The following is a 23,012-nucleotide window of genomic DNA, read 5'->3' on the forward strand; positions in this document are numbered from 1 at the left end:
ACCCGGTCCCGGACCCGTACCAGACCCCGTGCCGGTGTCCGCGCACCTGGAGCCACCGGCACCCGGCACGGACGAGCCGGCCCGCTGTCTGTGGACCCGGCTGCAGCTCGTCGAGGAGCGGGTCCGGTGGGCGGTCGCGGCGCGACTGGCCGTCGACCCCGACCCGGACGACCCTTACCGCGGCCAGTACCTGACGCCCGAGGCGGTCGCCCGGGTGCTCGACCCTCCCTACGACCCCGAGCTGCCCGCCCTGGACCCGGCCGACCCGCCGCCCGGCTCGCCGCTCGCGGTCCTGGCCGGCCGGTTCGGGCTCGCTCCGCTGGACCTGGACCTGCTCCTGGTCGCCCTGGCGCCGGACCTGGACGCCCGCTTCGAACGCCTCTACGGCTATCTCAACGACGACCTGACGCGCCGTCGGCCCACCGTCGGGCTCGCGCTGGAACTCGTCGGCCGCACCGGGATCCCCTCGGCGCGCTTCCGGCTGTCCCCCGGTGCGCCGCTGGTCTCCGGCGGCCTCGTCGAGCTCACCGAGCCCGAACGTCCGCCGCTCTCACGGGTGCTCGCCGTCCCCGACCGGGTCACCGCGCATCTGCTCGGCGACGACACGCCCGACCCACGCCTCGCCGAGCTGCTCGGCGGGGGCGCCGAGGACCCGGCCGCCGACCCGGCCGAGCGGGACCGCGCGGTCGCCGCGCTGCGTACCGGCACGGGCCATGTGCATCTCCGGGCGCGCGGCGGCGACGCCGCCGGCCTCGCCTCCGCCGCGCTGCGGGCCGCCGGGCTGCCCGCGCTCTGCCTGGACGCGGCGGCGTTCGGTCTCGACGAACGGGCCGTGCCCGCGCTCGCCCGGGCCGTCGCCCGGGAGGCCCGGCTGACGGGCGGGGGCGTGGTGCTCGGCCCGTTGGAGGCGCTGCCCGACCAGCCGGGCGTGCGGGACCGCCTGCTGCGCACGGTGTGCGCGGCCCTGCGGGGCGTGCCCCTGCTCACGTACGGCACGAGCGGCTGGGAACCGGCCTGGGCCGCCGACACCCCCGTCACCCTCCCGGTGGCGACGCCCGCGCCCGCCCGCCACGCGGAGCGCTGGCGGCACGCGCTGGAGCAGGCGCTGACCGAACTCACCGGGCGGGGCGGACCGAGCGGGCCGGCCCGGTCCGCCGGAGCCGGGTCCGCCGGGTCGGCCTGGGTCGGTGACGGAGCGTCGGAGCCCTCGGAGAGGATCCCGGACGGGAGCCGGGACGGGAGCCCGGTCGAGGTCCCCGACGTGGAGGCGCTCGCGCTGTCCGTGGCCGCCCACCGCCTGGACGCCGGGCAGTTGCGGCGCGCCGCCGGGACCGCCGTCCGCACGGCCGTGCTCGACGGCCGGCCGGTCACCCCCGACGACCTGCGCACGGCCGTCCGCGGTCAGAGCGGTGCCGGTCTCGCCCGGCTCGCCCGTCGGGTGGAACCCGCGGTGGGCTGGGACGACCTCGTGCTGCCGCCGCCCACCCACCGGCAGCTGCGGGAGCTGTCCGTCCGCGCCCGCCACCGCGACCAGGTGCTCGGGCAGTGGGGGATGCGGCCGGGCGGTGGGCGCGGGCGCGGTGTGATCGCCCTGTTCGCGGGTTCCTCCGGCACCGGAAAGACCATGTCCGCCGAGGTCGTCGCGGCCGATCTGGGCATGGACCTGTACGTGGTGGACCTGTCCACGGTCGTCGACAAGTACGTCGGCGAGACGGAGAAGAACCTGGAACGGATCTTCACCGAGGCCTCGTCCGTCAACGCGGTGCTGCTGTTCGACGAGGCGGACGCGATCTTCGGCAAGCGCTCGGAGGTGAAGGACGCCCACGACCGGCACGCCAACGTCGAGTCGGCGTATCTGCTGCAACGGATGGAGTCCTTCGACGGCATCGCCGTCCTGACCACCAATCTGCGGGCCAACCTGGACGAGGCGTTCACCCGCCGCCTGGACGTGATCGCCGACTTCCCGGTGCCCGACGCCGCCCAGCGGCTTGCCCTGTGGGAACGCTGCCTGGGTGACCGGCTGCCCCGCGCGGACGATCTCGACCTGGACTTCTGCGCGGAGCGCTTCGAGCTGGCCGGCGGCAACATCCGCGCCTGCGCGGTCACCGCGGCCTACGCGGCGGCCGCGGCGGGCGGCTCGCTGACCATGACGCAGGTGGTGACGGCCGTCGCCGAGGAGTACCGCAAGCTCGGCCGGCTGGTCCTGGCGGGCGAGTTCGGCCCGTACCTGGCCGAGGTCACGCGGCGCTGAGCCCGGGCCGGGTCCCGCGAGCGGCGCACGCGAGGGGTCACGCGAGCGGGTCCCGGGAGGGCAGCCCGGCTGCCCCCGCGCAGGTCCGCGCGCACCTTTCGCCCGGGCGGGCTCGCCGGAAAGGCTGGGACCGCCAGAAGTGACACGAGTGACAGAGCGAAGGAGCGAGCATGCCGACGTACCTCACCCCGGGCGTGTACGTGGAGGAGGTGCAGTCCGGTGCTCGCCCGATCGAAGGGGTCGGCACCGCGGTCGCCGCGTTCGTCGGCTTCGCGCGCAGCGGGCCGTTCCACGAGCCGACCCTGGTCACCAGCTGGGACCAGTACACCCAGACCTTCGGCGGCTTCGCGGACGGCACCTATCTGCCCCACGCCGTCTACGGCTACTTCGCCAACGGCGGCGGCGCCGCGTACATCGTGCGCGTCGGCCAGGGCGCCGAGGGCGGTGCCGGAGCGGCGTCGTCCGCCGACGGCCGTCAGGAGATCCCGGCCGGCCGGCCGGTCGAGCTCGGCGGCTTCCTGGTCTCCGCCAGGCCCGGCGTCAGCGGAGTGTCCGTGGAGATCGCGGACGTGGAGGGCGACAACCCGCCCGAGGACCGCTTCAGGATCCTGGTGCGCCAGGGCGACCAGGTCGCCGAGTCCTACGAGGTCTCCACCCGCAAGAGCGTCAAGGGCTACGTCGTCACCCAGACCCGCGGCTCGAAGCTGATCGCGGTCGCCGAGCGCCGCGACGCCACGCAGACCCGGCCCGAGAGCCAGACGGTCGCGCTGCCGGACGCCACCGCCGCGGCCGCGCCCGCCGCCCCGGCCGGCGGGTCGGACCCGGCCCGCCTCGACCCGGCGGAGTACGTCGGCGACGCGGGCGCCCGCACCGGCTTCGCCGGTCTGGAGACGATCGACGAGATCACCATGGTCGCGGTGCCGGACCTGATGAGCGCCTACGAGCGCGGTGCGATCGACGAGGAGGGCGTGCGCACCGTCCAGCTCGCGGTCATCTCGCACTGCGAGCAGATGGGCGACCGGGTCGCCGTCCTGGACACCCCGCCCGGCCTCAACGCGCAGGAGACGCGCCGCTGGCGCCAGGACGAGGCGGGCTACGACTCCCGCTTCGCCACGCTCTACTACCCGTGGGTGCGGGTCTTCGACCCGGCCTCGGGGCGCAACGCGACGGTCCCGCCGAGCGGACACGTGGCCGGCGTCTGGGCGCGCAGCGACGCCGAGCGCGGTGTGCACAAAGCCCCCGCGAACGAGGTGATCCGCGGCGCCGTGGACCTGGAGCTGCGGCTCAGCAAGGGCGAGCAGGCCCTGCTGAACCCGATCGGCGTGAACTGCGTGCGGGCCTTCCCGGGCCGCGGCATCCGCATCTGGGGCGCCCGCACCCTCTCCTCCGACCCGGCCTGGCGCTACCTCAACGTGCGCCGCCTCTTCAACTACCTGGAGGAGTCCATCCTCCTGGGCACCCAGTGGGTGGTCTTCGAGCCGAACGACGACCGGCTGTGGTCCAGCATCCGGCGCAACGTGACCGCCTTCCTCACCGAGGAGTGGCGCCGCGGCGCGCTGTTCGGGCGCACGGCGGCGGAGGCGTTCTACGTCAAGTGCGACCGCGACAACAACCCGCAGGAGTCGATCGACCAGGGCCGGGTCGTCTGTGAGATCGGCGTCGCGCCGGTCAAGCCGGCCGAGTTCGTGGTGTTCCGGCTGGCCCAGTTCTCGGACAGCACCAGCCTCATCGACGAGTGACCCTCGGGTCCGCAAGGGAAGGTTGACAGACACACATGGCAACGGGCGATGCTCTTTCCACCCACGTCTTCGGCGTGCAGCTCGGGGGTTACCTGGTCGAGTCGATCCAGGAGATCAGCGGCTTCACCGTCGAGGAGGACGTCGTCGAGGTCAAGCAGGTGACCTCGGAGGGCAAGCAGATCATCCGCAAGCAGCCGGGCGCCCGGCAGGCGGGCGAGATCACGATCACCCGAGGGCTCGACCAGAGCAGCGAGTTCACCAAGTGGATCAAGGAGACCCTGAACAACGGGGCCGTGAACGCCGCTCGGCAGAACCTCACGATCGAGATCAAGGACACCGAGGGCAACACGGTCCGCCGCATCCAGCTGATGCAGGGCTGGGCCTCCAAGTGGGAGGGCCCGTCCCTGAAGGCCGGTGAGTCGTCCGCGGCCACCGAGACCGTGACGATCGTGTTCGAGGAGATCGTCGTCGAATGAGGCGTCGTACGGTCACGGCGGGCAACCTGGAGGAGTTCCTCCAGGCCACCGCACCCACCCCGGCCGCGGCCGGGACCGGCGAACAGCCGGCGCCCCCCACCGCGCCCCCCGCCGCGGCCCCGGCGGCGGCTCCGCGCGCGGCGGACCACGGGCTGCGCACCGAGTTCGAGTTCGAGCTGCCGCGTGGGTACGTGGACGAGGCGGGCACCGTGCACCGGCACGGGTCCATGCGGCTGGCCACCGCCCGGGACGAGCTGCGCCCGCAGATCGACCTGCGGGTCAAGGAGAACCCCGCCTATCTGAGCGTGGTCCTGCTCAGCCAGGTGATCACCCGGCTCGGCACGATCACCGACGTGCACGCGGGGGTCGTGGAGCGGATGTACGCGACGGACGTGGCCTTCCTCCAGGACTTCTACCGGCGTGTCAACAGCGAGGGTCACACCCGCGCCGCGGTGACGTGTCCGCATTGCGAGGGCGGCTTCGAGGTCGACCTCTCCGGTGGGCGCCTGGGGGAATCGTGACGTACGCCCTCCCCCGGCTGCGGGAGGAGATCGCGTACATCGCCTACCACTTCCACTGGCAGCGGGACGAGATCCTCGACCTGCCGCACCGCGAGCGGCAGGAGTGGGTCACCGAGATCGCCCGCATCAACACCCGCGTGAACGAAGGCGGTTGAGCACATGGCATGGCGGGACTGGCTGCGTCGGCGGCCCGTCGCTGCGCCGGAGACCGCCCCCGCACCGGGGGCGGCGGCCTCCGGTTCCGCGACGGACGCCGCCCCGCACTCCGGCGTGCCCGGAGACTGGGACGGCGGCTGGCGCATGACGCCACCGCCGCCCCTCACCGTCTCCCGCGCCCCGCTGGGCGTGAGCGACGGGATCGCCTTCCGCGGCGGCCTGGCCGCGTGGCAGGACCCGTCCTTCGACACCGGCCTCGCCCACGCCGTGCTGCCCACCGCGCCGTCCGGCCTGCTCCGCGGCGTGGCCCGCCCCGCTGCCCCCGGCCCCCGTACCGCCGCTCCCGGCGGCCCTCTGCTGCTGCGCGCGATCCGCCCGCAAGGGGTGGCAGAGGAGGACGGACAGGGGCGTTCGGGGCAGGGCGGGAGCACCGCTCCGGTGGGCCCGGTCGGGCCGGTCGTGGCGCGGGCGACCGCGCGGGAGGGCGAGAACCCGGGCAACACCCGGGACAGCTCGGCCTCGCCGAACCAGGCGGAGCGGAAGGCGCGTTCGGCATCAGCGGTCCGGGCAGCGGGCGGCGGCTCTGGAGCCACCGGACACGCGCCCGGACCGGCACCGGCGCCCCGCGAAGGGCGGGTGTCCGGTGCCGCCGTCCAGCGTTCCGAGGCGTCCGGTCCGTCCCCGGACCTCACGACGCCGGTCAGCCAGGGCCCCGCCGTCACGTCGCCGACCCCGGAAGGCGGTTCACCGGGCCACGGTCCCGCCGTCCGGCGCGCCCGGACGACGGAGGCGACCGGCCCGCGCGAGCCGAGCCGGGGACTCGTGTCCCCGCAGCCCCCGGCGGTGCTCGGCGCCGTGCAGCGGGCGGAGTTCCCTACGGCGGACGCGGCTCGTCCCGGCTCCGTGCCTGCCCCGCTGCCCGCTTTTCCGCTGGTCCGCCGGATCGCGGTGGTGCCCGGAGTGCCCGGGACACCGGCCGACGGTGCTGCTCGGGCGGGCGCGTCGGCCGCCTCGACCCCCACCCCGCGCGTACAGCGGGCCACGGCCCCGAGCACCGCGCCCGAGGTGCGCGCCGTGGTGCGCCCGCGCGGCGTGGGGCGAACGCTGACCGTCGCCCGTGTCGCGGCCGTGCCGAGGCGCCGGGTCACCGTCGTCCCGCACACGGCCACCGCCCCGGCTCCGCCGCCCCTACAGCGGGCGCGGTCCACCGAGGACCAGGCGCCGCTGGGCGCGCCCGCGGCCGCCGAACCGGCGTCCGCCTCCCGGCCGGCGACCGAGCCCGGACCACCCGTTATCGCCCCGGCGGCGACGGCGCCGGCCATGCCGGTCCTCCAGCGCAAGGCCCTGGCGCCCGCCGACGGCCCGGCCGCTCCCTCGACCGCGGCCGCGCCGGTCTCGACGGACACGACGCCTGGCTCGGCACCGACACGGCCCGTGCCGCGGCGCGAGGTCGAGGAGGACACCGACAACCCGGCCATGCCCGAGAGGCCCGTGCTCCAGCGCACGACGGACGGGCCCATCGAGGCTCCCGCCGCCTCGCCGACCAAGCCGTCGGCCGCCTCGGCACCGGCCATGCCCACACTCCAGCGCAGCACGACCGAACCCACCCAGCAGACCGAGCCGTCGGCCTCGGCGCCGGCCATGCCCACACTCCGGCGCAGCACGGACGGGCCCGCCCAGCAGACCGAGCCCGCTGCCGCCACGACACCGGCCATGCCGGCCTCCCCCCGCAAGGTCGAGGCCCCGGCCGGTGGCCCGGCCACGGCCGACAGGCCCGTACTCCGCCGCACGGCTGACGGGCCGTCCGTCGGACTCGGCGCACCCATGGCGCAACTGCCGCCCACCGGCCGGGCGACGCCTCCCGGGCCCGCCCAGCCCGCCGCGCCTCCGGCGCCGATGCCCACGCTGCGGCGCCCCACGGACGGGCCCCCGGACAGCCCGGTCACAGCAGGCACCCCGACCGCCACGCCCCCGACCGCCACGCCCCCGGCCACGTCCGGGCCGCGTCCGGCTCGGGCGCGTACGGGGCTCGGGGCTCCGCTGGCCGCACTGCCCGCGAGCGCGGCGGTCGGGACGCCGTCCCTGAACGTTCAGCGGGCGGCGGCGCCCACCACTGCCCGGCCGGGCACCATGAGCAGCGGGAGCGCCCGGAACACGGCGAACGCCTCCCGTCCCGCGAGTGCCCCGGGCGCGCGGGTCCATGGCGGCGAGGGGCGGCCGATGCCCTTGGTCGTCGCGCGACGTGTGGACGGTTCCGACGCGCTCGCGCGCCACCAGGCGCCGGGCTCGTCCCGTACCGCGGCCCCCAGCCTTCAGCTCCTCGCGGACCGGACGCTGACGACGGGGCTGAGCGCGGAGGCGCCCGGGCTTCCGACGGCGCCGGCGCGGTCCGTCCCCGCCCGTCCGGTGGTTCCGGCCCGCTGGGCCTCCGCGTCCGCCGATTCCCCCACCACCGGCGCCCCCACCGCCCCGTCGACCGCGCCCGGTTCACCGGCCGTGCAGCGCGGGGCGGTCGCTCCGGCGCCCGCTCCCGGCTTCCGTCCGGCCCGTCCGGCGCCCGATGCGCGCCGGACGGCCGCCCCGCTGCCCGTGACCGGACCGCAGGCACAGGTGCAGGCAACGGCTCCGTTCGTCGTCCAGCCCGCCCCGGCCGGACCGGGTCCGGCGGTGCCGGCGCTGCCCGGCGTGGCGCGGCAGGTGCCGACCGCGACCTCCGTACCTGCCGTACCTGCCGCGCCTGCCGTACCCACCGGGCGCACCGGGCGCACCACGCCTGCCGTACCCGTGGTGCAGCCACGCTCCGCCGCGGCGCCCTCCCCCGTCGCGCCGGTCCGGCGGGCTGCCGAGCCGCCCGCACCGGCGTCCGCCGGGCACGCGCCGAAGAGCGGCGGCGCTCCGCAGGCCGCGGCCGACACCGACCTCGACGACCTGGCGCGCAAGCTGATCGACCCCGTCGCCCGGCTGCTGCGCGCCGAGCTGCGGCGGGGCCGGGAGCGCGCGGGCCGGCCCTTCGACGGACGCCGCTGAGCACACGGACGACGCACGAGAAACGGACCACGGACGATGACCGACAACATCTTCGCGACCAGCGTGTTCTTCCGGCTGGCGATCGGCGGCAACGATCTGGGCGCCTTCAACACCTGCTCCGGCATGGGCGCCGAGGTCGAGATGGAGAGCTACGCCGAGGGCGGGAACAACGGCTTCACCTGGCAGCTGCCGGGGCGGGTGACCTGGTCGAACATCACGCTCACCCGGCCGGTCACCGCCGACACGGCGAAGATCGGGCGCTGGCTGGACGAGACCCTGCGGAAGGTCGAGCCGAAGGACGGCGAGATCGTGGCCCTGCGGCCGGATCTCAGCCGGATCATCAGCTGGCAGGTGTTCGGGATCGTCCCGGTGCGGTGGCAGGGGCCGTCGTTCGACCCGGCCAGCTCGGAGGCCGCGGTGGAGACGCTGGAGATCGCCCACCAGGGCCTGCTCCCGTCCTGACCCGCCCCCGCTCCCCCTCGCCTCGTAGCGGCACCACCCGTTCCCGTCCCTCCTCGCTCCGGAAAGGAGTCCCGGCATGGCCCCATCGGCTCGCGCCGGCCGCGCACGGGCGCAGCTCACTCTCAAGGAGCCGCCTGCCTCCGTCGGGGCCAGGCCCGGAGGGACGATCGCGCGGCTCGACCTGCAGTTCAACCCGTCGACGCTGCAGCTCGGCAAGACCACCGAGTGGCGCCGGTCGCCGTCCCGGATGGCCGGGCAGTCGGCGCTCCCCGAGTTCGTGGGCAGCGGACCGCGGACGCTCAGCCTGGAGGTCTTCCTCGACGCCACCGCCACCCACGACAACTCGGTGGAGCAGGCGGTGGAGAAGCTGATGAAGGCCTGTGTGCCGACCCCGGCCAGCCTCGGCCGCAAGAAGCCGGCGAGTCCGTGGGTGAGGTTCGAGTGGGGCAACGCGCGGACGACGTCGTTCGACGGGGTGCTGTCCAACCTCTCGGTGTCGTACACGCTCTTCGACGTGGACGGGAAGCCGCTGCGGGCGACGTGTTCGCTGTCCATCGAGGAGGCGAGCGTCGATCCGCCGGGACAGAACCCGACGTCGGGCTCGCGCACCGCGCGCAGCACGCACACGGTGGTGGCGGGCGACAGTCTGGCGATGCTCGCCTGGCGCGAGTACGGGGACGCGACGGCCTGGCGGGCCATCGCGGAGGCGAACGGGATCGACGATCCGATGGCCCTCGTCCCGGGCACCGAACTCGTGGTGCCGGGGCTTCGGGACGCGGATGCCGAGGAGGAGCGATGAGCACGTCCGATGCCGGGGGGCGGTCGTTCGCGGCCGATCCGATCGTGGAGGCGCCCGGCGAACTGCCGCCGGTCTGGGCCGCGCAGCTGGTGAGCTGTGTGGTCGACGAGAACGTGGGGCTGCCGGACACGGCGGTGCTGACCTTCCGCGACCCGGACCACGAGTTCCTGAAGAGCACCGGGATCACCATCGGCACGCCGCTGAAGGTGTCGGTGGTGACGGTCAAGGGCCAGGCGCGGGAGCGGCTGTTCAACGGCGAGGTCACCGCCCTGGAGATCGACCGTGACCGCACGGGCTCCTTCACGGTGGTACGGGCGTATTCCCGGGCGCACCGGCTGCAGCGCGGCCGGAAGGTGGTGGCGTACCGGAACATGACGGCGTCCGCCATCGTCCGCAGGGTGGCGGCGGGTGCCGGCCTCGCGGTCGGGAAGGTGGAGGCCGCGCCGGTGACGTACAAGCAGCTGTCCCAGGCGAACGTCTCCGACTGGGAGTTCCTGCAGTACCTGGCGGGCGAGAGCGGCGCCCAGGTGCGGGTGGACGACAAGGGCCTGCTGCAGTTCACGAAGCCGGTGAAGGCCTCCGGCGCCCCGGCGCCGTCGACCTCGGCCACCCGCAGTCCGATGGTGCTCGAGTACGGGCGGAACCTGCTGGCGCTGCGCGCCTCGCTGTCGGCGGCCGACGGCGCCGCGAAGGTGCGGGTGCGCGGCTGGGACACCACGACCAAACGTCCGCTCATGGCCGAGAAGCCGGCCGTGGTGAGCGACACGGTGGTGCCGGGGATGCGCCCGCAGGCCGCCGCCGCGTTCGGTGCGCCGGTCGTGACCGTCGCGGACACCCCGTACCGTACGCAGGCGGAGACGGCGGCGGTGGCCGACGCGGCCGCCGCGCAGATCAGCGCCGGTTTCGGTGAGCTGGAGGCGCTGGCCGAGGGCAATCCGATGCTGCGGGCGGGCAGGCCGGTGGCACTCGGCAACGTGGGGCAGGCGTTCTCCGGCCGGTACACGGCGACGGCCGTGCAGCACGTCCTGGAGCCGCACGGCGGCTACCGCACCACGGTGTGGGTCAGCGCCAGCCCGGACCGCTCCCTGACCGGCCTGGTCACCGGTGCCAACGCGCCGGGCCGGGGGCCGCGCATGCCCGGTCTGGCGATCGGGATCGTGACGGACGTGCGCGAGCCGAACGGCTCGCAGCGCGGCGCGGTGCGGCTGACGTTCCCCTGGCTGGACGACACGTACGTCACCGACTGGGTGCGTACGGTCCAGTGGGGTGGCAAGGGCGGTGGCGGGGTGGTGAGCCCCGAGGTGAACGACGAGGTGCTGGTCGGCTTCGAACAGGGCCTGCTGGACAGTCCGTACGTGATCGGCGGGCTCTACAACGGGGTGGACCAGCCCTCGCCGCACGACGTGCCGCTGATCGACAGGACCAGCGGCAAGGTCAACCGGCGCTCGGTGGTGTCGCGTTCGGGACACCGGGTGGAGCTGCTCGACGCGCCCGCGCCCGGTCCCTCGGGGCTGCGGCTCGTGACCGGGGACGAGCGGCTCGAAGTGCGCATGGACGACCGGAAGGACCGGATCGAGCTCACCGTGTTCGCCGGGAAGAACCGTCCGCTGAGCTCCGTCGTCCTCGACCGGCAGGGCATCACGCTCGACGCCGGGCAGGGCACCGTGAAGGTGACGGGACGCCAGGTGGACATCGGCGCCACGGCCGGGGTGAACGTCGACGGCCGGACGGTGAAGGTGGCCGGTACGGCCGACGTCACCGTCGACGGCGGTCTGCTCGCCGTGCTGAAGGCCCGCCTCGTCCGGATCAACTGAGCCCCTGCCCATGGCGGTCGCCCGCCTCCTAGTCCGCCCCGAACCCTCGTGTCCCCTCGCACCCCCCTTCCAGGAGTCCGTGATGCCAGCCGCAGCCCGTCTCGGCGATCCCACCGACCACGGCGGCCGGGTCGGCACCCCGCCGCCGGCCGCCACCAGAAGCGTGGCGACGGTGCTGATCGGCGGGCAGCCCGCCGCCGTCACCGGCAGTCTGCACGTCTGCGTGGTCCCGCCGCACGCGGCCCTCGGGCCGGGCAACGTGATCATGCCCAACCCGGCCGCGGCCGCCTCGGGACCGGTCCTCGTCGGCGGGCTGCCCGCCGCACGCGCCCGGGACCGGACGACCTGCGGCGCGACGATCCTCACCGGTGCCATGAACGTCCTGATCGGAGGCGTGTGATGAGCGAGCGGTTCATCGGCCGCGGCTGGGCGTTTCCGCTGCGGGTCGGACCGACCGGCGGGATCGCCATGGTCGAGCGGGAGCGGGAGCTGGAGGAGGCGATCCGGCTGATCCTCGGCACCGCCCCCGGAGAGCGCCCGATGCGGCCCGAGTTCGGCTGCGGCATCCACGACTACGTCTTCGCGCCGGGCGACGGCGACACCGCCGGGCGGGTCGCGCAGCAGGTGCGCGAGGCGCTGGAGCGATGGGAGCCGCGGATCGCGGTCGACGAGGTCGCCGTGGCCTTCGACTCCGTGGACGCCGGCACCCTCTACATCGACGTGCACTACACCGTGCGGACCACCAACGACCGGCGCAACCTGGTCTTCCCCTTCTACACGATCCCCTCCGAGGAGGGGGCCGAGGAAATGGTCGCGGACTGATGGCCCTGCCCTCCCCCAACCTGGACGACCGACGGTTCCAGCAGCTCGTCGACGAGGCGAAGCGCTACGTGCAGCAACGCGCACCGGAGTGGACCGACCACAACGTCTCCGATCCGGGCGTCACGCTGATCGAGACCTTCGCCTATCTGGTGGACCAGCTGCTGTACCGGCTGAACCGGGTCCCGGACAAGAACTACCTCGCCTTTCTCGACCTGTTGGGCATTCAGCTGTTCCCGCCGTCGGCGGCCGTCGCCGAGGTCGACTTCTGGCTGTCGGCACCACAGCCGGACACGGTGACGCTGCCCGCGGGCACCGAGGTGACGACGGCGGCCGGCGACACCGAGCAGGCCGTGGTCTTCGCGACCACCGAGGAACTCCACATCGTTCCGAGCGAGTTGACCCGCCTGCTCACCGCTCCTCGCACAGGCGAGCAGGCGGACCGGACGGCGGAGCTCGCCGAGCGGCGGGACGTCCCGTGCTTCCAGGCGACGCCCGAGCCCGGCGACGCGCTGCTGTTCGGACTGCCGACCGCCGTGCCGCGCTGTGTGGTCGTGGTGCGCCTGGACAGCCGGGTGCAGGGCGTCGGCGTCGACCCGCGCCAGCCTCCGCTGGTGTGGGAGGCGTGGGACGGCGGGCGCTGGCAGCGCTGCGAGACCGGCGACGACACCACCGGCGGTCTCAACCGGCCCGGCGAGGTGATCGTCCATGTGCCCGCCGGGCACCGCGCGTCGCTGATCGGCGGGACCCGCGCGGGCTGGCTGCGCTGCCGGGTGACCGAGGCGGAGCCGGGCCAGCCCTTCTACTCGGAGTCCCCCACGGTGCGCGAGGCCGAGGTCTTCACCATCGGCGGCACGATGACCGTCGAGCACGCCGAGACGGTGACGGACGTGCCGCTCGGCACCTCCGAGGGCGTGGCCGGGCAGCGGTTCCGGCTCGGCCGGCCGCCGGTGCTGCTCGACGGCGAACCGCCGGTGGTGGAGGTGTCCTCGGCGGACGGATGGCAGCGCTGGGAGGTGGTGGAGCACTTCGGGCGCTCCGGACCCGAGGACCGGCACGTCCGGGTGGACGCCAGCACCGGGGAGTTCGGCTTCCCTCCGGTGCTGCGCGAGCCGGACGGCACGCTGGCCGCGCGCGGCGCCGTGCCGCCCAAGGGCGCCCGGATCCGGGTCGCCCGCTACCGCACCGGCGGCGGCCCGGCGGGCAACGTGGCGCGCGGCGCGATCTCCGTGCTGCGCAGCTCCGTGCCGTACGTGGCCCGCGTGGACAACCGGGAGGCGGCGCGGGGCGGTGTCGCCGGGGAGACGCTCGACAACGCGAAGCTGCGGGCGCCGGAGGCGCTGCGCATGCAGGAGCGCGCGGTGACGGCCGAGGACCACGAGATCATCGCCCGCCAGGCGGCGCCGTCGGTGCGCCGGGTGCGTTGTCTGCCGTCCGCCGGCGAGGACGGTGCGGGCGGCGGGGACGGTGCGGTGCGGGTCCTCGTGGTGCCGGACGCCGTCGCCGACGAGGGCGACCGGCTCCGCTTCGAGCAGTTGATCCCCTCCGAGCAGGTGCTCACCGCGGTCACCCAGGCCCTGGACGAGCGGCGTCTCATCGGCACCCGGCTGGTCGTGGAACCGCCCGTCTACCAGGGCGTCACCGTGGTGGCCAGGCTCTCGGCCCCGGCCGCGGAGGCCGACCGGGTCCGGGACGCGGCGCTCGCCGCGCTGTTCCGCCACCTCAACCCGCTGTCCGGCGGACCGGAGGGCACGGGGTGGCCGTTCGGGCGGCCGGTGCAGTACGGGGAGCTGTTCGGCGTGCTCCAACGGGCCGTCGGGGACGTGCTGGTGGAGGACATCCGGATGTTCGCCGCCGACCCGGTCACCGGACGGCGCGGCGCCCCGGTGGACCGGATCGACCTGGGTCCGGGCGCGCTGGTCTTCTCGTACCAGCACCAGGTCGTCGTCACCGCCGAGGATTCGGAGGTCCGGCCATGAGCCGGGCCGCCGTCCCCGGGCTGCCCAGCAGGTACCCGATCGGCGAGCAACTGCCCGCGCTGTACGCCGAGGACGACCTCGCCCAGCGGCTCACGGCGGGGCTCGACACGGTCCTGGCACCGGTGTTCGCGACGCTCGACAACCTGGCGGGCTACTTCGACCCCCGGCTCGCCCCCGCCGACTTCCTGTCCTGGCTGGCCTCCTGGGTGGGCGGCGTGGACGACCCGCGCCGGCCACTGGAACTCCGGCGCGAGGCGGTGGCCCGCGCGGTCGAGCTCCACCGCCTGCGCGGCACCCGCCGCGGTCTGGTCGAGGCGCTGCGCCTGGTCCTCGGCGTCTCGGCGGACGTCAGCGGCGACGGCGGCGCGGTCTGGTCCGCCACGCCGGGCGGGGCGACACCACCGCCCGCCGCGGAATCGGTGCTCGTACGGGTATGGCCCGGCCGCACCGCCGAGGTCGACCCCGACCGCGTCCACGCCCTGGTCCGCACCCTGTGCCCGGTCCACACGGTCTGCCGCGTGGAGGTCCTGCCGGGCCCTCCCGCCGGCGTCGAGGAGAGTGATCACCGTGCGTGAATGTCCGGCGTGCGGGGCCTCCAACGCCCCGACGGACGACTTCTGCCACAACTGCGGCGCCTACCTGGCCTGGTCGGACGAGAGCCGTGCGCGCCGGCGCGCGCGGGCGGACGCCGCCGAAGCCGGTGCCGGGGACGAGGGGTGGGCGGACACTCCCGAGGGGGCGGCGGCAGTGCCGCCGAGCGGTGCGCCGGAGCGCCCGGAGTCCGGGGAGTCCGAGGCGGCGCGGCAGACGACGGCCCGTCGGCGTCCGGCCGCGGAATCCGGGGCCGCGGGGCAGGCGGCCGGGATGCCGGAGCCCAGGACGACCGGGCAGCCGGGCGGCGCACCCACGTCCGGTGGTTCCGGGACAGCCGTGTTCCCGTTAGGCGACGGGGCGCCGCCGGCGCCGGACACGGCTCCGCACGGGTCCGGCGGACCCTCGGCGGCGACCCGCCCGCCGACCGGTCCCTCGCAGACCGCCGACCGGCCCGCTCCGGCCGCCGTCGCCGAGCCGAGGACGGCGCAACGGCCGCCCGCCGGCCCGGCGGGTACCCCGGGGCCCCGGGCCGGCGAACGCGCCGGCGGCGCGGCGGAGCCACCAGCGTCAGAGGCGTCCGCCGGTGCGCCGGAGCGCACCGGTCCCCTGGCGCCGCCCGGCGCGGCCGAGCCCGTAGGGAACGAGCCCGCGCCCGCGCCCGGCGCGGAGGATCCGCGCGCGTCGGGCGGCGCACGGGCGGGCGCGGCGACGACCTCGGCCACGGGCGCGACTCCGGCCTCGGCCACAGGCGCGACTCCAGCCGCAGCTCAGGGCGCCGCTCCGGCGCACGAAGAGGCGCGCGGCGGCCGGCCGTCCGCCGACGCGCGCCCGGCGGCGCCGGAGGACCCTGTGGTGTCCGAGGCGGCCGACACGGCGCGCGGCTGGTTGCGGCGCGCCATGGAGCGTGCCACCGGAGGTCTGCCGGAGCCTCCGGCCCTTCCTCCGGTACCGGCCGTACCGGTGGTCCCGCCGGCACGGGAGGACTCGCCGTCGCGCGCCCTACAGCGGTCCGACGAGGCGCCCACCGCCACGTCAGCGCAGGACGCCCCGGAGCGGGAGGCTCCCCCGGGCCCGACCCGGCCCACCGCCCCCGCCCCCACGTCCGCCGCCGCGCCGCCCCCGCGGCGGCCTTCGGCGGCGCCTGCTCCGGAGGGCTCTCCCGGGCCCGTCCAGCCCGCGAAGGCAGTCGCCTCGCGGCCGGTCGTGCGGCAGGTGCCGGTGGCGGAGGACAGGGCGGGGGCGCCGTGTCCGACGTGCGGGACACCGAACGCGCCGGGGCGGAACTTCTGCCGGCGGTGCGCGGCGCCGCTGACGCCGGCGACGGCCCCGGCGTCGCTGCCCTGGTGGCGGACGGTCTGGCCGTTCCGCCGACGCGCGCGGGGCGGTTCGGGGCGGCTCGCGCGGTTCCTGACGGTGTTGTTCGTGGTTCTGGCGCTCTGCGCGGCGGGCTTCCTGCTGCTGCCGGCCGGGCGGCACCTGATCGAGGACACCCGGGACAAGCTCGGCAAGGCCAAGCCGGTGACCGCGACCGGGGTACGGGCGAGCGCCGAGGTACCGGGGCACGCGGCGAGCGCCAGTACGGACGGGCTCAGCAACCGCTACTGGGGCGCGCCTGGTGTCGGCGCCTCGGTCACGTACGGCTTCGCCCAGCCGTTCCGGCTGGTCGACGTGATCGTGACCAACGGCGCCTCCTCGGACCCGGAGGCGTACGCGCGGCAAGGGCGGGCGCTGCGGATCGAGATGGAGGTGACGACGAAGGACGGCGGGGTCGTCCGCAGGACGCTCAGTCTCAGCGACAAGGCCGGACCGCAGACGTTCCCGACCGGAATCAGCGACGCCGTCGCGATCCGGCTGACGCTCGGCTCGCCCGCCGGACTGACCGGGAAGCGGCATCTGGCCCTGGCGGAGGTGGAGTTCTTCCAGCGCGGCTGAAGCACCGGGCCCCGGTCGGAGGTGGTCGCCGCCGCGGCCCGGTCCGAGGGGCCGGTGCGGAGTCCGGTCGCGAGCCGGTCCCGGGTTCAGTCCCGTGGGAGGAGCGGGCCCAGGGGGCCCAGGTCGAGGTTGAGGTCGTCCAGGGTGTAGCCGTGCTGCGCGCAGAGGTCGGCGAGGGTGTCGTGGAGGGCCAGGAGGGTGGCGCCGAGTTCCTCCTCCTGTTCGTCGGTCAGGCCGCCGGCGTCCACGCGGCGCAGGGCCTGGCGTTCGATGAGCTGACGCAGCAGCTCGACGAGGGTGAGGACGAGTTTGAGGAGGTCCTCGCCCACGGTCTCGGGGTCGGTGTGGAGGCGGTGGGCGGGCGTGGAGGGTCCGGTGGGTCCGGTCGGCTCGGGAGGGGCCTGGACGAGGCGGAAGGCCCTCGCGAGGGCGTCGCCTGCGTCGGGCGGCGGGTCGGGAGGCCGGGGCGGCCGGTCGCTGCCGGTCATGACGGGTGGCCGTCCGTCGCTTCGTGGTCCGTGAGCTCCGAGCTGACGGAGACGATCAGGGCGCGCAGCGAGATGCGGACGAGGTCGATGTCGGCGATGGACAGGACGAGGTCGCCGGCGATGACCACTCCCCCGCTGAGCAGCCGGTCGAGGAGGTCGACCAGGGCGACCTGCTGGGCCGGGAGCCGCTCGTCGTACCGGGGCGCCGTCATGGCTCGGAGTCCGCGGGCGGCATGGCGAAGGAGTACGGCGCCCACGGGCCCGTGACGTCGACGCGCACGTCGGGGAAGTCCTCCGCCGCCCGGGCGACGGCGGCCCGGAAGGCCTCCGCCTGGTCGTCGGGGACGAGGTAGGAGTCGTTGAGGACGTTCTCGGCCGGGCCGGCCAGCGTGCCGCGCTGCGGTGCGTGCCGGACGCGGTCGGAGGCGTAGCGGGCGGCGATCTCCTCCAGGGCGGCGGCGGCGCGCTGCGCCTGGGCGTGGACGGCCTCGCGGGCGTGGTGCTGGACGCGCCGCCGCTGCAGATACGCCTTGCCGGGGCTCGTCGGTGGCTCCGGTGCCGCGGTGTCCGCCTCGCGGGCCGGTGCGGCGGTCCCGGCTGTGACGTCGGCCGTCGCGGGCGGCAGGGAGATCTTCACGCCGTACTCGGTACGGGCGCGGAGCCGGGCCAGACGCTCCGCGAAGGTGCCGTACCGGTCGGTGAGCGCCTGACGGGCGCGCTCGTCGTCCTCGTAGATGGTGGCCATGCGCAGGGGCAGGACGGTGGCGTGGGCGGCGAGGGCCTGGACGACGTCGTGGTGGGCGCGGGCGACGGTCTCGAGCCAGGCGAGGTCCTCGAACCGCTCCTTGAGGGCCGTCTCGTCGAAGTCGGCGCGCGGGACGGGGCTGACGACGAAGGCGAGGCCGGCCGGCTCCTCGTCCGGGCCCGTCGCGCCCGGGCCGTCCGGCTCCTCGTCCGGGCCCGTCGCGCCGGGCCCGGCCAGGAGCCGGACGGGAGCGTCGGCGATGCCGCGCAGCGTGCCGAGCCGGTCGCGCAGCGCGTCCGTCGGCGAGGCGACGGCGTAGACGTAGGTGACGGTGGCCTCGCCGCCCTCGGAGGCGTTCACCGCTGCTCCCCGCGTGGCTTTCGGCCGGCCGTACGGCGTGCGGGACGGCCCTCGGAGGCGGCCGGGGCGGAGTCGCGCTCGAGGTCACGGCCGGTGCCACGGGCGGAGTCACGGGCGGAGTCACGGCGGGCGTCGGGGTCGGTGAGCTGGTCGCGGCGCAGGGCTTCGAGCTCGGCGCGCAGCCGGCGGTTCTCCTGCTCCAGAGGACTGCCCGTGTGCTTGGACGACAGCGAGGGATCGTGCTCCCACCAGTCGATGCCCATCTCCTTGGCCTTGTCCACGGAGGCGACCAGGATGCGGAGTTTGATGGTCAACAGCTCGATGTCGAGCAGGTTGATGCGGATGTCGCCGGCGATCACGATGCCCTTGTCCAGGACGCGCTCGAGGATGTCGGCGAGGCTGGACGGCGCGCTCGATCCGTAGGGCATCGGGGCGGCGCGGGAGGGGAAGCCCCCGAGTCGGCCGGGTGAGGATTCGGTCACGGTGGCGGCCTCTCTCGTCGGTCAGGACATCCGGTCCCGGTATTCCGCGATCTCCGCGAGCCGGTCGAGCAGCTGGTCCTCGAGGAGATCGAACGTCTCCTGGTCGATCTCTCCGGCGCGCAGCGACTCCTCCAGGTCGCCCAGGGCGCGCCAGACGGGCGCGGGGTCGTAGTACTCCTGCTCGGCCTTGTCGGCGACCTGCTGAGCGACCCAGACGACGCCGCGCATCGGTGCGACGGGGAGCGTCAGCAGCTGGCTCAGGAGCCCCATGCCGTCCTCCTTCACTGCACGAAGCTGTACGGAGGCAGGGGGCCGGAGAAGCGCAGGCTCACGCCGCCGTCGACCTGCCGGGCGAGGCCGGCCTGGGCCTTGAGGAACTCGTCCTTGTCGTCGTCGTGCACGAGGAGGGACAGATTGAGGAAGTCGCCGCCCGCCGGCGGCCGGGTGACGTGCTCGCGGGCGAACGGCAGGAGGGCCTGGAGCAGGCCGGCGGCCAGCGCCTCCTGCCGGGCCTCCACCTCACGGGCGACCAGTTCGCCGAGCGCCAGCGGCAGCTGCGGGTCCTTGTCGCCGGCGCGGATCCGCTGGTTGAGTTCGCGCGCCTCGGGCACGTCGGCGAGGACCTGCTGCAGCAGCGGCTCCTCGTCCTCCTGGGAGGCCCGTACGTGGTACTCGGCACAGTCCCGTACGCGTTCCAGGGCGGTGAGATAGCTGTCGGCGTTGGCCTCCAGGGCCTGGCGGACGGCGTCCTCGTCGGGCGCGACGTAGCCGAACTGCAGCGGCAGCACGGCACCGTCGGCCATCAGGCGTTCCTGCACCTCCTGGTGCTGCAGGAGGTCCCGGCGCTTGGGCCGGATCTCTTCCTCGGTCTCGCTGACGACCGCGGACAGGCCGCCGGCGGTGACCGTGCGCAGCGGTGACGGCTCCGAGCCGACGCCGGTCAGACCGTCGAGGCGCTGAGGGTGGGCCTCGGCGGTGATCGAGTACACGTAGAGCGCCATGGGTTACTCCTTCTCCCGGCGCGCCGGGCGCCGGGTCGCGGAGCGCCGCCGCCGGGGGACCGGCTCCTCTTCCTCTTCCTCGCCTTCGTCCTCGTCGGACGAGGACCTGCCGGTCAGGGATTCGGTCACGGCGTCGACCGCGCCGCTGAGCGCGCCCTTGGTCTTGCCGCGGGAGCCGCCCTCCATCATGTCCCCGACGACCTCGGGCAGCTGGGCGGGTGCCTTGCGGCCGGCCTCGAGGTCGAGGCGGTTGCACGCTTCGGCGAAGCGCAGATAGGTGTCGACGCTCGCGACCACGATCCGGGCGTCGATCTTGAGGATCTCGATGCCCACGAGGGAGACGCGGACGAAGACGTCGATGACCAGGCCCCGGTCGAGAATGAGTTCCAGGACGTCGTAGAGGCTGCCGGAGCCGCCGCCTCCCGACCTGCTGATGTTGCTGCCGCCCTGCGGCACCATCGTCATGACGCCTCCTTCACACGGGCGTCCGTCGTTTCCGGCCGGTCCGTCAGGTCAGCCGGTCGGTCATGCCGCGGCTGTAGCGGCGGGTGCGTTCGTAGGAGATCAGCTCGCCCTCCTCGTCCAAGGCGACCTTGTAGCTGGCCATCACGCTCGTCGTCTCCGGGATGCGCTCCAGCTCCACCACCTCCACCTGCGCCTCCCATCCGTCCTCGGTCGGCCGGAGCGAGGAGACGGAGTCGGGAGGCTTGCCGAGGAGCTGGGCAAGCTGTTCGACCGCCGAGCGCATCGCCGACGCGGCGCCCTGGCGCCGCCGGGAACGGCTGCGACGGGACGGCTGCCTGCCGTTCTCCTCGCCCTCGCCACCGGCGCGCGCGGACGTGCGCCGTGGGCGGGCGGGTTCGGCTGCGGCCATATGCCACCCCCTGGGGAGACGCCCTTACAAACTCTAGAATGTCACTAAATAGGCACATAAGCCTTGCGCCCGGGGCAAGACGCCTGGGGAGAGCCGTCCGACCGGGCCCCGCACGCCGGCCGACCGCACCTTCTCGCAGGCCGCGGCCCCTCTTCCCGCCGGCACCACAGAGCCCGCATGCGCCCTGACCAAAGGGGATGATCATGCAAGACACCGCCAAAATCGCGCTCGCCGGCGCCGTCGCCGCAGGCTACGTGCTCGGCCGGGCCAAGAAAGGCCGGCTGGCCTTCACCGCGGCGACGTATCTCGCCGGCCGCCGGTTCGGACTCCAGCCGGGGCAGCTCATGCGCGAGGGAGTCTCCCGGCTGAAGGAGATGCCCCAGTTCGCCGACCTCGGCGACCAGCTGCGCGGTGAAGCCCTCGACGCCGGCCGTCAGGCCCTCACCGCAGCCGCCAACCGCAAGCTCGCCGACTTCGCCGACTCGCTGCACGACCGCACGCTCGAGCTGACCCACCCCCGCGGCGGTCGGGACGAGGACAAGGACAACGACGAGGACGAAGGCGAACAGGACGCGTACGAGGACGAGGAGGAAGCGCAGGAGCCCGAGGCGGAGGAAGAGGAAGACGAGGATTGGGAGGAAGAGGAGGAACCCGAGGAGGAAGAGGAGGAACCGGAAGAGGAAGAGGAGGAACCGGAGGAGGAAGAAGAACCCGAGGAACCCCGGCAGGAAGAAGAGGAGGAAGAGCAGGAGGAAGAGGAACCGGAGGAGCAGGAACCGGAGGAGGAGAAGCGTCCGGCACCGCGCCGCAGCCGCGCACCGGCCCGCGGCCGCGCCGACAAGTCCGCTTCCGCTCCGGCCCGTAAAGCCGCCCCGGCTCGCAAGACGACAGGACGGTCGAGCGCCTCCCAGAAGGCAACTCCCGCCAAGAAGGCGGCCGCCAAGAAGACCACGGCCCGCAAGCCCGCGGCCGCGAAGACCGCGCCTGCTCGCAAGAGCACCGCGTCCAAGAGCACCGCGTCCAAGAGCGCCGCATCCAAGAGCACGCCGTCCAAGTCCGCCGCCAAGAAGACCGGCGGCACGTCGGCGGCCAAGAAGAGCGGCAGCGCAGCGTCCGCCAAGAAGTCGACGAGCCGCAGCCCGGCCCGCAAGACGGCCGCCAAGAAGACGACCCCGGCGAAGAAGACCACGAGCCGCAGCCCTGCTCGCAAGACGGCGGCCAAGAAGACCACGGCCCGCAAGCCGTCCACGCGGAGGTAGGCCATGGCGACCTCAGACCGCACCGGAGCGAACGGATCCTCCGGGTTCGACAAGCTCAAGGGCGCGTTGTCCAGTTACGTCGCCGCCCAGGCCGACCACATGGTCGACAAGGCGAGCGACAAGCTCGGCGACATCACCGACCAGCTGTACGACGTCGCCGACAACGGCGGCAAACTCTCCGACATCGCCGGCGTCGGCGGTCGCCTCCTCGGCGGCGACTCGCCGCTGAAGGCCGTCAGCGGCCAGGCGTTCGGAAAGCTGAAGGACAAGGTCACCGGAACCGCCTCGGAGGCGCTGGGCAAGGGCCGTGGCCGCAAGGGCGGCGGCGGCAAGGTGGTCAACATCGTCGAGACCATCGACGTCGGCCTGCCGCTGCGGACCACCTACGACCACTGGACGCAGTACGAGAACTTCAGCAGCTTCGCCAAGGGCGTGCGCGACGTCTCCCAGGACGACGACACCACCAGCGACTGGAAACTCAAGGTCGGCCCTTCCAGCCGCAGCTGGAAGGCCACGGTCCAGGAGCAGATCCCCGACGAGCGGATCGTGTGGACCTCCGAAGGCGCGAAGGGCACCACGCGTGGCTGCGTCAGCTTCCACGAGCTCTCCCCGACCCTCACCAGAATCGTCGTGGTCTGCGAATACCACCCGGCCGGATTCTTCGAGAAGACCGGCAACATCTGGCGGGCCCAGGGCCGCCGACTCCGCCTGGACCTGAAGCACTTCCTGCGCCACGTCAGTCTCACCACCGAGGAACCAGATGGCTGGCGCGGCGAGATCCGGGACGGCGAGGTCGTCCGGACGCACGAGGAAGCGCTCGAAGAAGAAGAATCCGAGCAGGGCGAGGAAGGCGAGGAGCAGGACGAGGGCGAGGAAGGCGAGAACGCCGAACTCGAACCCGACGAGGACGAGGAAGAAGAGGCGGACGAAGAGGACGAGGAGGACGAGGAGGACGGCGAGGGCGCGTACGAAGATGACGAAGCGCCCTACGACGAGGACGAGGACGGCGACGAGGTGGACGAAGACGAAGAGGAGGAGGAATACGACGAGGAACCCGCTCCCGCTCGCCGAAGGCGTTAGCGGCTTTGTCCGGCCCGGCACACAGTGCCGGGGGGGGGGGGGTGGGGGGGGGGCCCGGGGCCCCCGGCCCCCCGCCCCCCCCGCCCCCGGGCCCCCCCCCGGGGGGGGGGGGGGGGGTGTGGGGGGTGGGGGGGGGGGGGGGGGGGGGCCCCCC

Annotated in this window: 24 protein-coding genes; 16 read left to right on the forward strand and 8 right to left on the reverse strand. The window is 74.5% G+C overall.

Going from position 1 to position 23,012, the window contains the following annotated elements:
• Nucleotides 1-46 precede the first annotated feature (46 nt).
• From ACIGO8_RS28075 to ACIGO8_RS28140, 14 genes are all read left to right on the forward strand, one after another.
• Nucleotides 47-2,251 carry an AAA family ATPase gene (locus ACIGO8_RS28075; protein WP_399736436.1) on the forward strand — a complete coding sequence of 735 codons (2,205 nt, stop codon included), beginning with the start codon at nucleotides 47-49 and terminating at the stop codon, nucleotides 2,249-2,251.
• Between the two features lie 170 nt (nucleotides 2,252-2,421).
• On the forward strand, nucleotides 2,422-3,990 hold the full coding sequence (locus ACIGO8_RS28080; protein WP_399736353.1) for a phage tail sheath family protein: 1,569 nt from the start codon (nucleotides 2,422-2,424) through the stop codon (nucleotides 3,988-3,990).
• Nucleotides 3,991-4,025: 35 nt separating this feature from the next.
• Nucleotides 4,026-4,466: a phage tail protein gene (locus ACIGO8_RS28085; protein ID WP_351181244.1), complete on the forward strand. Its 441-nt coding sequence runs from the start codon at nucleotides 4,026-4,028 to the stop codon at nucleotides 4,464-4,466.
• On the forward strand, nucleotides 4,463-4,987 hold the full coding sequence (locus ACIGO8_RS28090; RefSeq protein WP_399736355.1) for a hypothetical protein: 525 nt from the start codon (nucleotides 4,463-4,465) through the stop codon (nucleotides 4,985-4,987). Before ACIGO8_RS28085 ends, ACIGO8_RS28090 begins: the two co-directional genes overlap by 4 nt.
• Nucleotides 4,984-5,142: a DUF6760 family protein gene (locus tag ACIGO8_RS28095; RefSeq protein ID WP_351181238.1), complete on the forward strand. Its 159-nt coding sequence runs from the start codon at nucleotides 4,984-4,986 to the stop codon at nucleotides 5,140-5,142. The genes ACIGO8_RS28090 and ACIGO8_RS28095 overlap by 4 nt, the downstream gene beginning before the upstream one ends.
• Nucleotides 5,143-5,146: 4 nt before the next feature.
• Nucleotides 5,147-8,170: a hypothetical protein gene (locus tag ACIGO8_RS28100; protein WP_399736359.1), complete on the forward strand. Its 3,024-nt coding sequence runs from the start codon at nucleotides 5,147-5,149 to the stop codon at nucleotides 8,168-8,170.
• A gap of 36 nt (nucleotides 8,171-8,206) precedes the next feature.
• Nucleotides 8,207-8,632 (forward strand): phage tail protein, encoded by a 426-nt coding sequence (locus tag ACIGO8_RS28105; RefSeq protein WP_351181232.1) that lies wholly within the window; start codon nucleotides 8,207-8,209, stop codon nucleotides 8,630-8,632.
• A 76-nt stretch (nucleotides 8,633-8,708) separates the two neighbouring features.
• On the forward strand, nucleotides 8,709-9,431 hold the full coding sequence (locus ACIGO8_RS28110; protein ID WP_351181229.1) for a LysM peptidoglycan-binding domain-containing protein: 723 nt from the start codon (nucleotides 8,709-8,711) through the stop codon (nucleotides 9,429-9,431).
• Nucleotides 9,428-11,245, forward strand: a complete 1,818-nt coding sequence (locus ACIGO8_RS28115) for a VgrG-related protein (RefSeq protein ID WP_399736363.1) — start codon at nucleotides 9,428-9,430, stop codon at nucleotides 11,243-11,245. The genes ACIGO8_RS28110 and ACIGO8_RS28115 overlap by 4 nt, the downstream gene beginning before the upstream one ends.
• An 82-nt stretch (nucleotides 11,246-11,327) precedes the next feature.
• The gene (locus ACIGO8_RS28120; RefSeq protein WP_399736366.1) at nucleotides 11,328-11,645 is read left to right on the forward strand and encodes a PAAR domain-containing protein; all 318 of its coding nucleotides are present in this window, start codon (nucleotides 11,328-11,330) and stop codon (nucleotides 11,643-11,645) included.
• Nucleotides 11,645-12,067, forward strand: coding sequence for a GPW/gp25 family protein (locus ACIGO8_RS28125; protein WP_399736368.1), 423 nt, complete (start codon nucleotides 11,645-11,647; stop codon nucleotides 12,065-12,067). The genes ACIGO8_RS28120 and ACIGO8_RS28125 overlap by 1 nt, the downstream gene beginning before the upstream one ends.
• Nucleotides 12,067-14,043 (forward strand): putative baseplate assembly protein, encoded by a 1,977-nt coding sequence (locus tag ACIGO8_RS28130; RefSeq protein WP_399736371.1) that lies wholly within the window; start codon nucleotides 12,067-12,069, stop codon nucleotides 14,041-14,043. The genes ACIGO8_RS28125 and ACIGO8_RS28130 overlap by 1 nt, the downstream gene beginning before the upstream one ends.
• Entirely contained in the window at nucleotides 14,040-14,618 is a 579-nt protein-coding gene (locus ACIGO8_RS28135) for a phage tail protein (RefSeq protein WP_399736374.1), read from the forward strand. Before ACIGO8_RS28130 ends, ACIGO8_RS28135 begins: the two co-directional genes overlap by 4 nt.
• 1,441 nt (nucleotides 14,619-16,059) lie before the next feature.
• On the forward strand, nucleotides 16,060-16,569 hold the full coding sequence (locus ACIGO8_RS28140) for an NADase-type glycan-binding domain-containing protein (RefSeq protein ID WP_399736377.1): 510 nt from the start codon (nucleotides 16,060-16,062) through the stop codon (nucleotides 16,567-16,569).
• A gap of 86 nt (nucleotides 16,570-16,655) precedes the next feature.
• Here the strand turns inward: ACIGO8_RS28140 and ACIGO8_RS28145 are convergent, their stop codons facing one another.
• The 8 genes from ACIGO8_RS28145 to ACIGO8_RS28180 are packed head-to-tail and all read right to left on the reverse strand — an operon-like array spanning nucleotide 16,656 to nucleotide 20,519.
• The gene (locus ACIGO8_RS28145; protein WP_399736380.1) at nucleotides 16,656-17,057 is read right to left on the reverse strand and encodes a gas vesicle protein K; all 402 of its coding nucleotides are present in this window, start codon (nucleotides 17,055-17,057) and stop codon (nucleotides 16,656-16,658) included.
• Complete coding sequence (locus ACIGO8_RS28150) at nucleotides 17,054-17,269, reverse strand: gas vesicle protein (RefSeq protein WP_399736383.1); 216 nt, start codon at nucleotides 17,267-17,269, stop codon at nucleotides 17,054-17,056. Before ACIGO8_RS28150 ends, ACIGO8_RS28145 begins: the two co-directional genes overlap by 4 nt.
• Nucleotides 17,266-18,162: a GvpL/GvpF family gas vesicle protein gene (locus ACIGO8_RS28155; RefSeq protein ID WP_399736386.1), complete on the reverse strand. Its 897-nt coding sequence runs from the start codon at nucleotides 18,160-18,162 to the stop codon at nucleotides 17,266-17,268. Before ACIGO8_RS28155 ends, ACIGO8_RS28150 begins: the two co-directional genes overlap by 4 nt.
• Nucleotides 18,159-18,644 (reverse strand): gas vesicle protein, encoded by a 486-nt coding sequence (locus ACIGO8_RS28160; protein ID WP_399736389.1) that lies wholly within the window; start codon nucleotides 18,642-18,644, stop codon nucleotides 18,159-18,161. Before ACIGO8_RS28160 ends, ACIGO8_RS28155 begins: the two co-directional genes overlap by 4 nt.
• A gap of 21 nt (nucleotides 18,645-18,665) precedes the next feature.
• Nucleotides 18,666-18,914 carry a gas vesicle protein GvpG gene (locus ACIGO8_RS28165; protein WP_399736392.1) on the reverse strand — a complete coding sequence of 83 codons (249 nt, stop codon included), beginning with the start codon at nucleotides 18,912-18,914 and terminating at the stop codon, nucleotides 18,666-18,668.
• A gap of 11 nt (nucleotides 18,915-18,925) precedes the next feature.
• Complete coding sequence (locus tag ACIGO8_RS28170) at nucleotides 18,926-19,645, reverse strand: GvpL/GvpF family gas vesicle protein (protein ID WP_399736395.1); 720 nt, start codon at nucleotides 19,643-19,645, stop codon at nucleotides 18,926-18,928.
• 3 nt (nucleotides 19,646-19,648) lie between these two features.
• Nucleotides 19,649-20,110 (reverse strand): gas vesicle structural protein GvpA, encoded by a 462-nt coding sequence (locus tag ACIGO8_RS28175; RefSeq protein ID WP_399736397.1) that lies wholly within the window; start codon nucleotides 20,108-20,110, stop codon nucleotides 19,649-19,651.
• A gap of 43 nt (nucleotides 20,111-20,153) precedes the next feature.
• A complete protein-coding gene (locus ACIGO8_RS28180; RefSeq protein WP_399736400.1) occupies nucleotides 20,154-20,519 on the reverse strand; it encodes a gas vesicle protein in 366 nt (121 codons plus the stop codon).
• Nucleotides 20,520-20,722: 203 nt separating this feature from the next.
• Between ACIGO8_RS28180 and ACIGO8_RS28185 the strand changes: the two genes are divergently transcribed.
• Both ACIGO8_RS28185 and ACIGO8_RS28190 read left to right on the forward strand, forming a co-directional pair.
• Nucleotides 20,723-21,778 carry a histone protein gene (locus ACIGO8_RS28185; protein WP_399736403.1) on the forward strand — a complete coding sequence of 352 codons (1,056 nt, stop codon included), beginning with the start codon at nucleotides 20,723-20,725 and terminating at the stop codon, nucleotides 21,776-21,778.
• A 3-nt stretch (nucleotides 21,779-21,781) separates the two neighbouring features.
• The gene (locus ACIGO8_RS28190; RefSeq protein ID WP_399736405.1) at nucleotides 21,782-22,858 is read left to right on the forward strand and encodes an SRPBCC family protein; all 1,077 of its coding nucleotides are present in this window, start codon (nucleotides 21,782-21,784) and stop codon (nucleotides 22,856-22,858) included.
• Nucleotides 22,859-23,012: the final 154 nt, after the last annotated feature.

This window comes from Streptomyces sp. NPDC053493, assembly GCF_044544825.1.
Taxonomy (GTDB): domain Bacteria; phylum Actinomycetota; class Actinomycetes; order Streptomycetales; family Streptomycetaceae; genus Streptomyces.

Coding starts and splice junctions, on each gene's coding strand:
- ACIGO8_RS28115 (WP_399736363.1), top strand. CDS start 9,428: ATGAGCACGTCCGATGCCGGGGGGCGGTCGTTCGCGGCCGATCCGATC.
- ACIGO8_RS28190 (WP_399736405.1), top strand. CDS start 21,782: ATGGCGACCTCAGACCGCACCGGAGCGAACGGATCCTCCGGGTTCGAC.
- ACIGO8_RS28165 (WP_399736392.1), bottom strand. CDS start 18,914: ATGGGGCTCCTGAGCCAGCTGCTGACGCTCCCCGTCGCACCGATGCGC.
- ACIGO8_RS28120 (WP_399736366.1), top strand. CDS start 11,328: ATGCCAGCCGCAGCCCGTCTCGGCGATCCCACCGACCACGGCGGCCGG.
- ACIGO8_RS28125 (WP_399736368.1), top strand. CDS start 11,645: ATGAGCGAGCGGTTCATCGGCCGCGGCTGGGCGTTTCCGCTGCGGGTC.
- ACIGO8_RS28130 (WP_399736371.1), top strand. CDS start 12,067: ATGGCCCTGCCCTCCCCCAACCTGGACGACCGACGGTTCCAGCAGCTC.
- ACIGO8_RS28135 (WP_399736374.1), top strand. CDS start 14,040: ATGAGCCGGGCCGCCGTCCCCGGGCTGCCCAGCAGGTACCCGATCGGC.
- ACIGO8_RS28110 (WP_351181229.1), top strand. CDS start 8,709: ATGGCCCCATCGGCTCGCGCCGGCCGCGCACGGGCGCAGCTCACTCTC.
- ACIGO8_RS28105 (WP_351181232.1), top strand. CDS start 8,207: ATGACCGACAACATCTTCGCGACCAGCGTGTTCTTCCGGCTGGCGATC.
- ACIGO8_RS28080 (WP_399736353.1), top strand. CDS start 2,422: ATGCCGACGTACCTCACCCCGGGCGTGTACGTGGAGGAGGTGCAGTCC.
- ACIGO8_RS28150 (WP_399736383.1), bottom strand. CDS start 17,269: ATGACGGCGCCCCGGTACGACGAGCGGCTCCCGGCCCAGCAGGTCGCC.
- ACIGO8_RS28170 (WP_399736395.1), bottom strand. CDS start 19,645: ATGGCGCTCTACGTGTACTCGATCACCGCCGAGGCCCACCCTCAGCGC.
- ACIGO8_RS28185 (WP_399736403.1), top strand. CDS start 20,723: ATGCAAGACACCGCCAAAATCGCGCTCGCCGGCGCCGTCGCCGCAGGC.
- ACIGO8_RS28175 (WP_399736397.1), bottom strand. CDS start 20,110: ATGACGATGGTGCCGCAGGGCGGCAGCAACATCAGCAGGTCGGGAGGC.
- ACIGO8_RS28090 (WP_399736355.1), top strand. CDS start 4,463: ATGAGGCGTCGTACGGTCACGGCGGGCAACCTGGAGGAGTTCCTCCAG.
- ACIGO8_RS28180 (WP_399736400.1), bottom strand. CDS start 20,519: ATGGCCGCAGCCGAACCCGCCCGCCCACGGCGCACGTCCGCGCGCGCC.
- ACIGO8_RS28100 (WP_399736359.1), top strand. CDS start 5,147: ATGGCATGGCGGGACTGGCTGCGTCGGCGGCCCGTCGCTGCGCCGGAG.
- ACIGO8_RS28085 (WP_351181244.1), top strand. CDS start 4,026: ATGGCAACGGGCGATGCTCTTTCCACCCACGTCTTCGGCGTGCAGCTC.
- ACIGO8_RS28145 (WP_399736380.1), bottom strand. CDS start 17,057: ATGACCGGCAGCGACCGGCCGCCCCGGCCTCCCGACCCGCCGCCCGAC.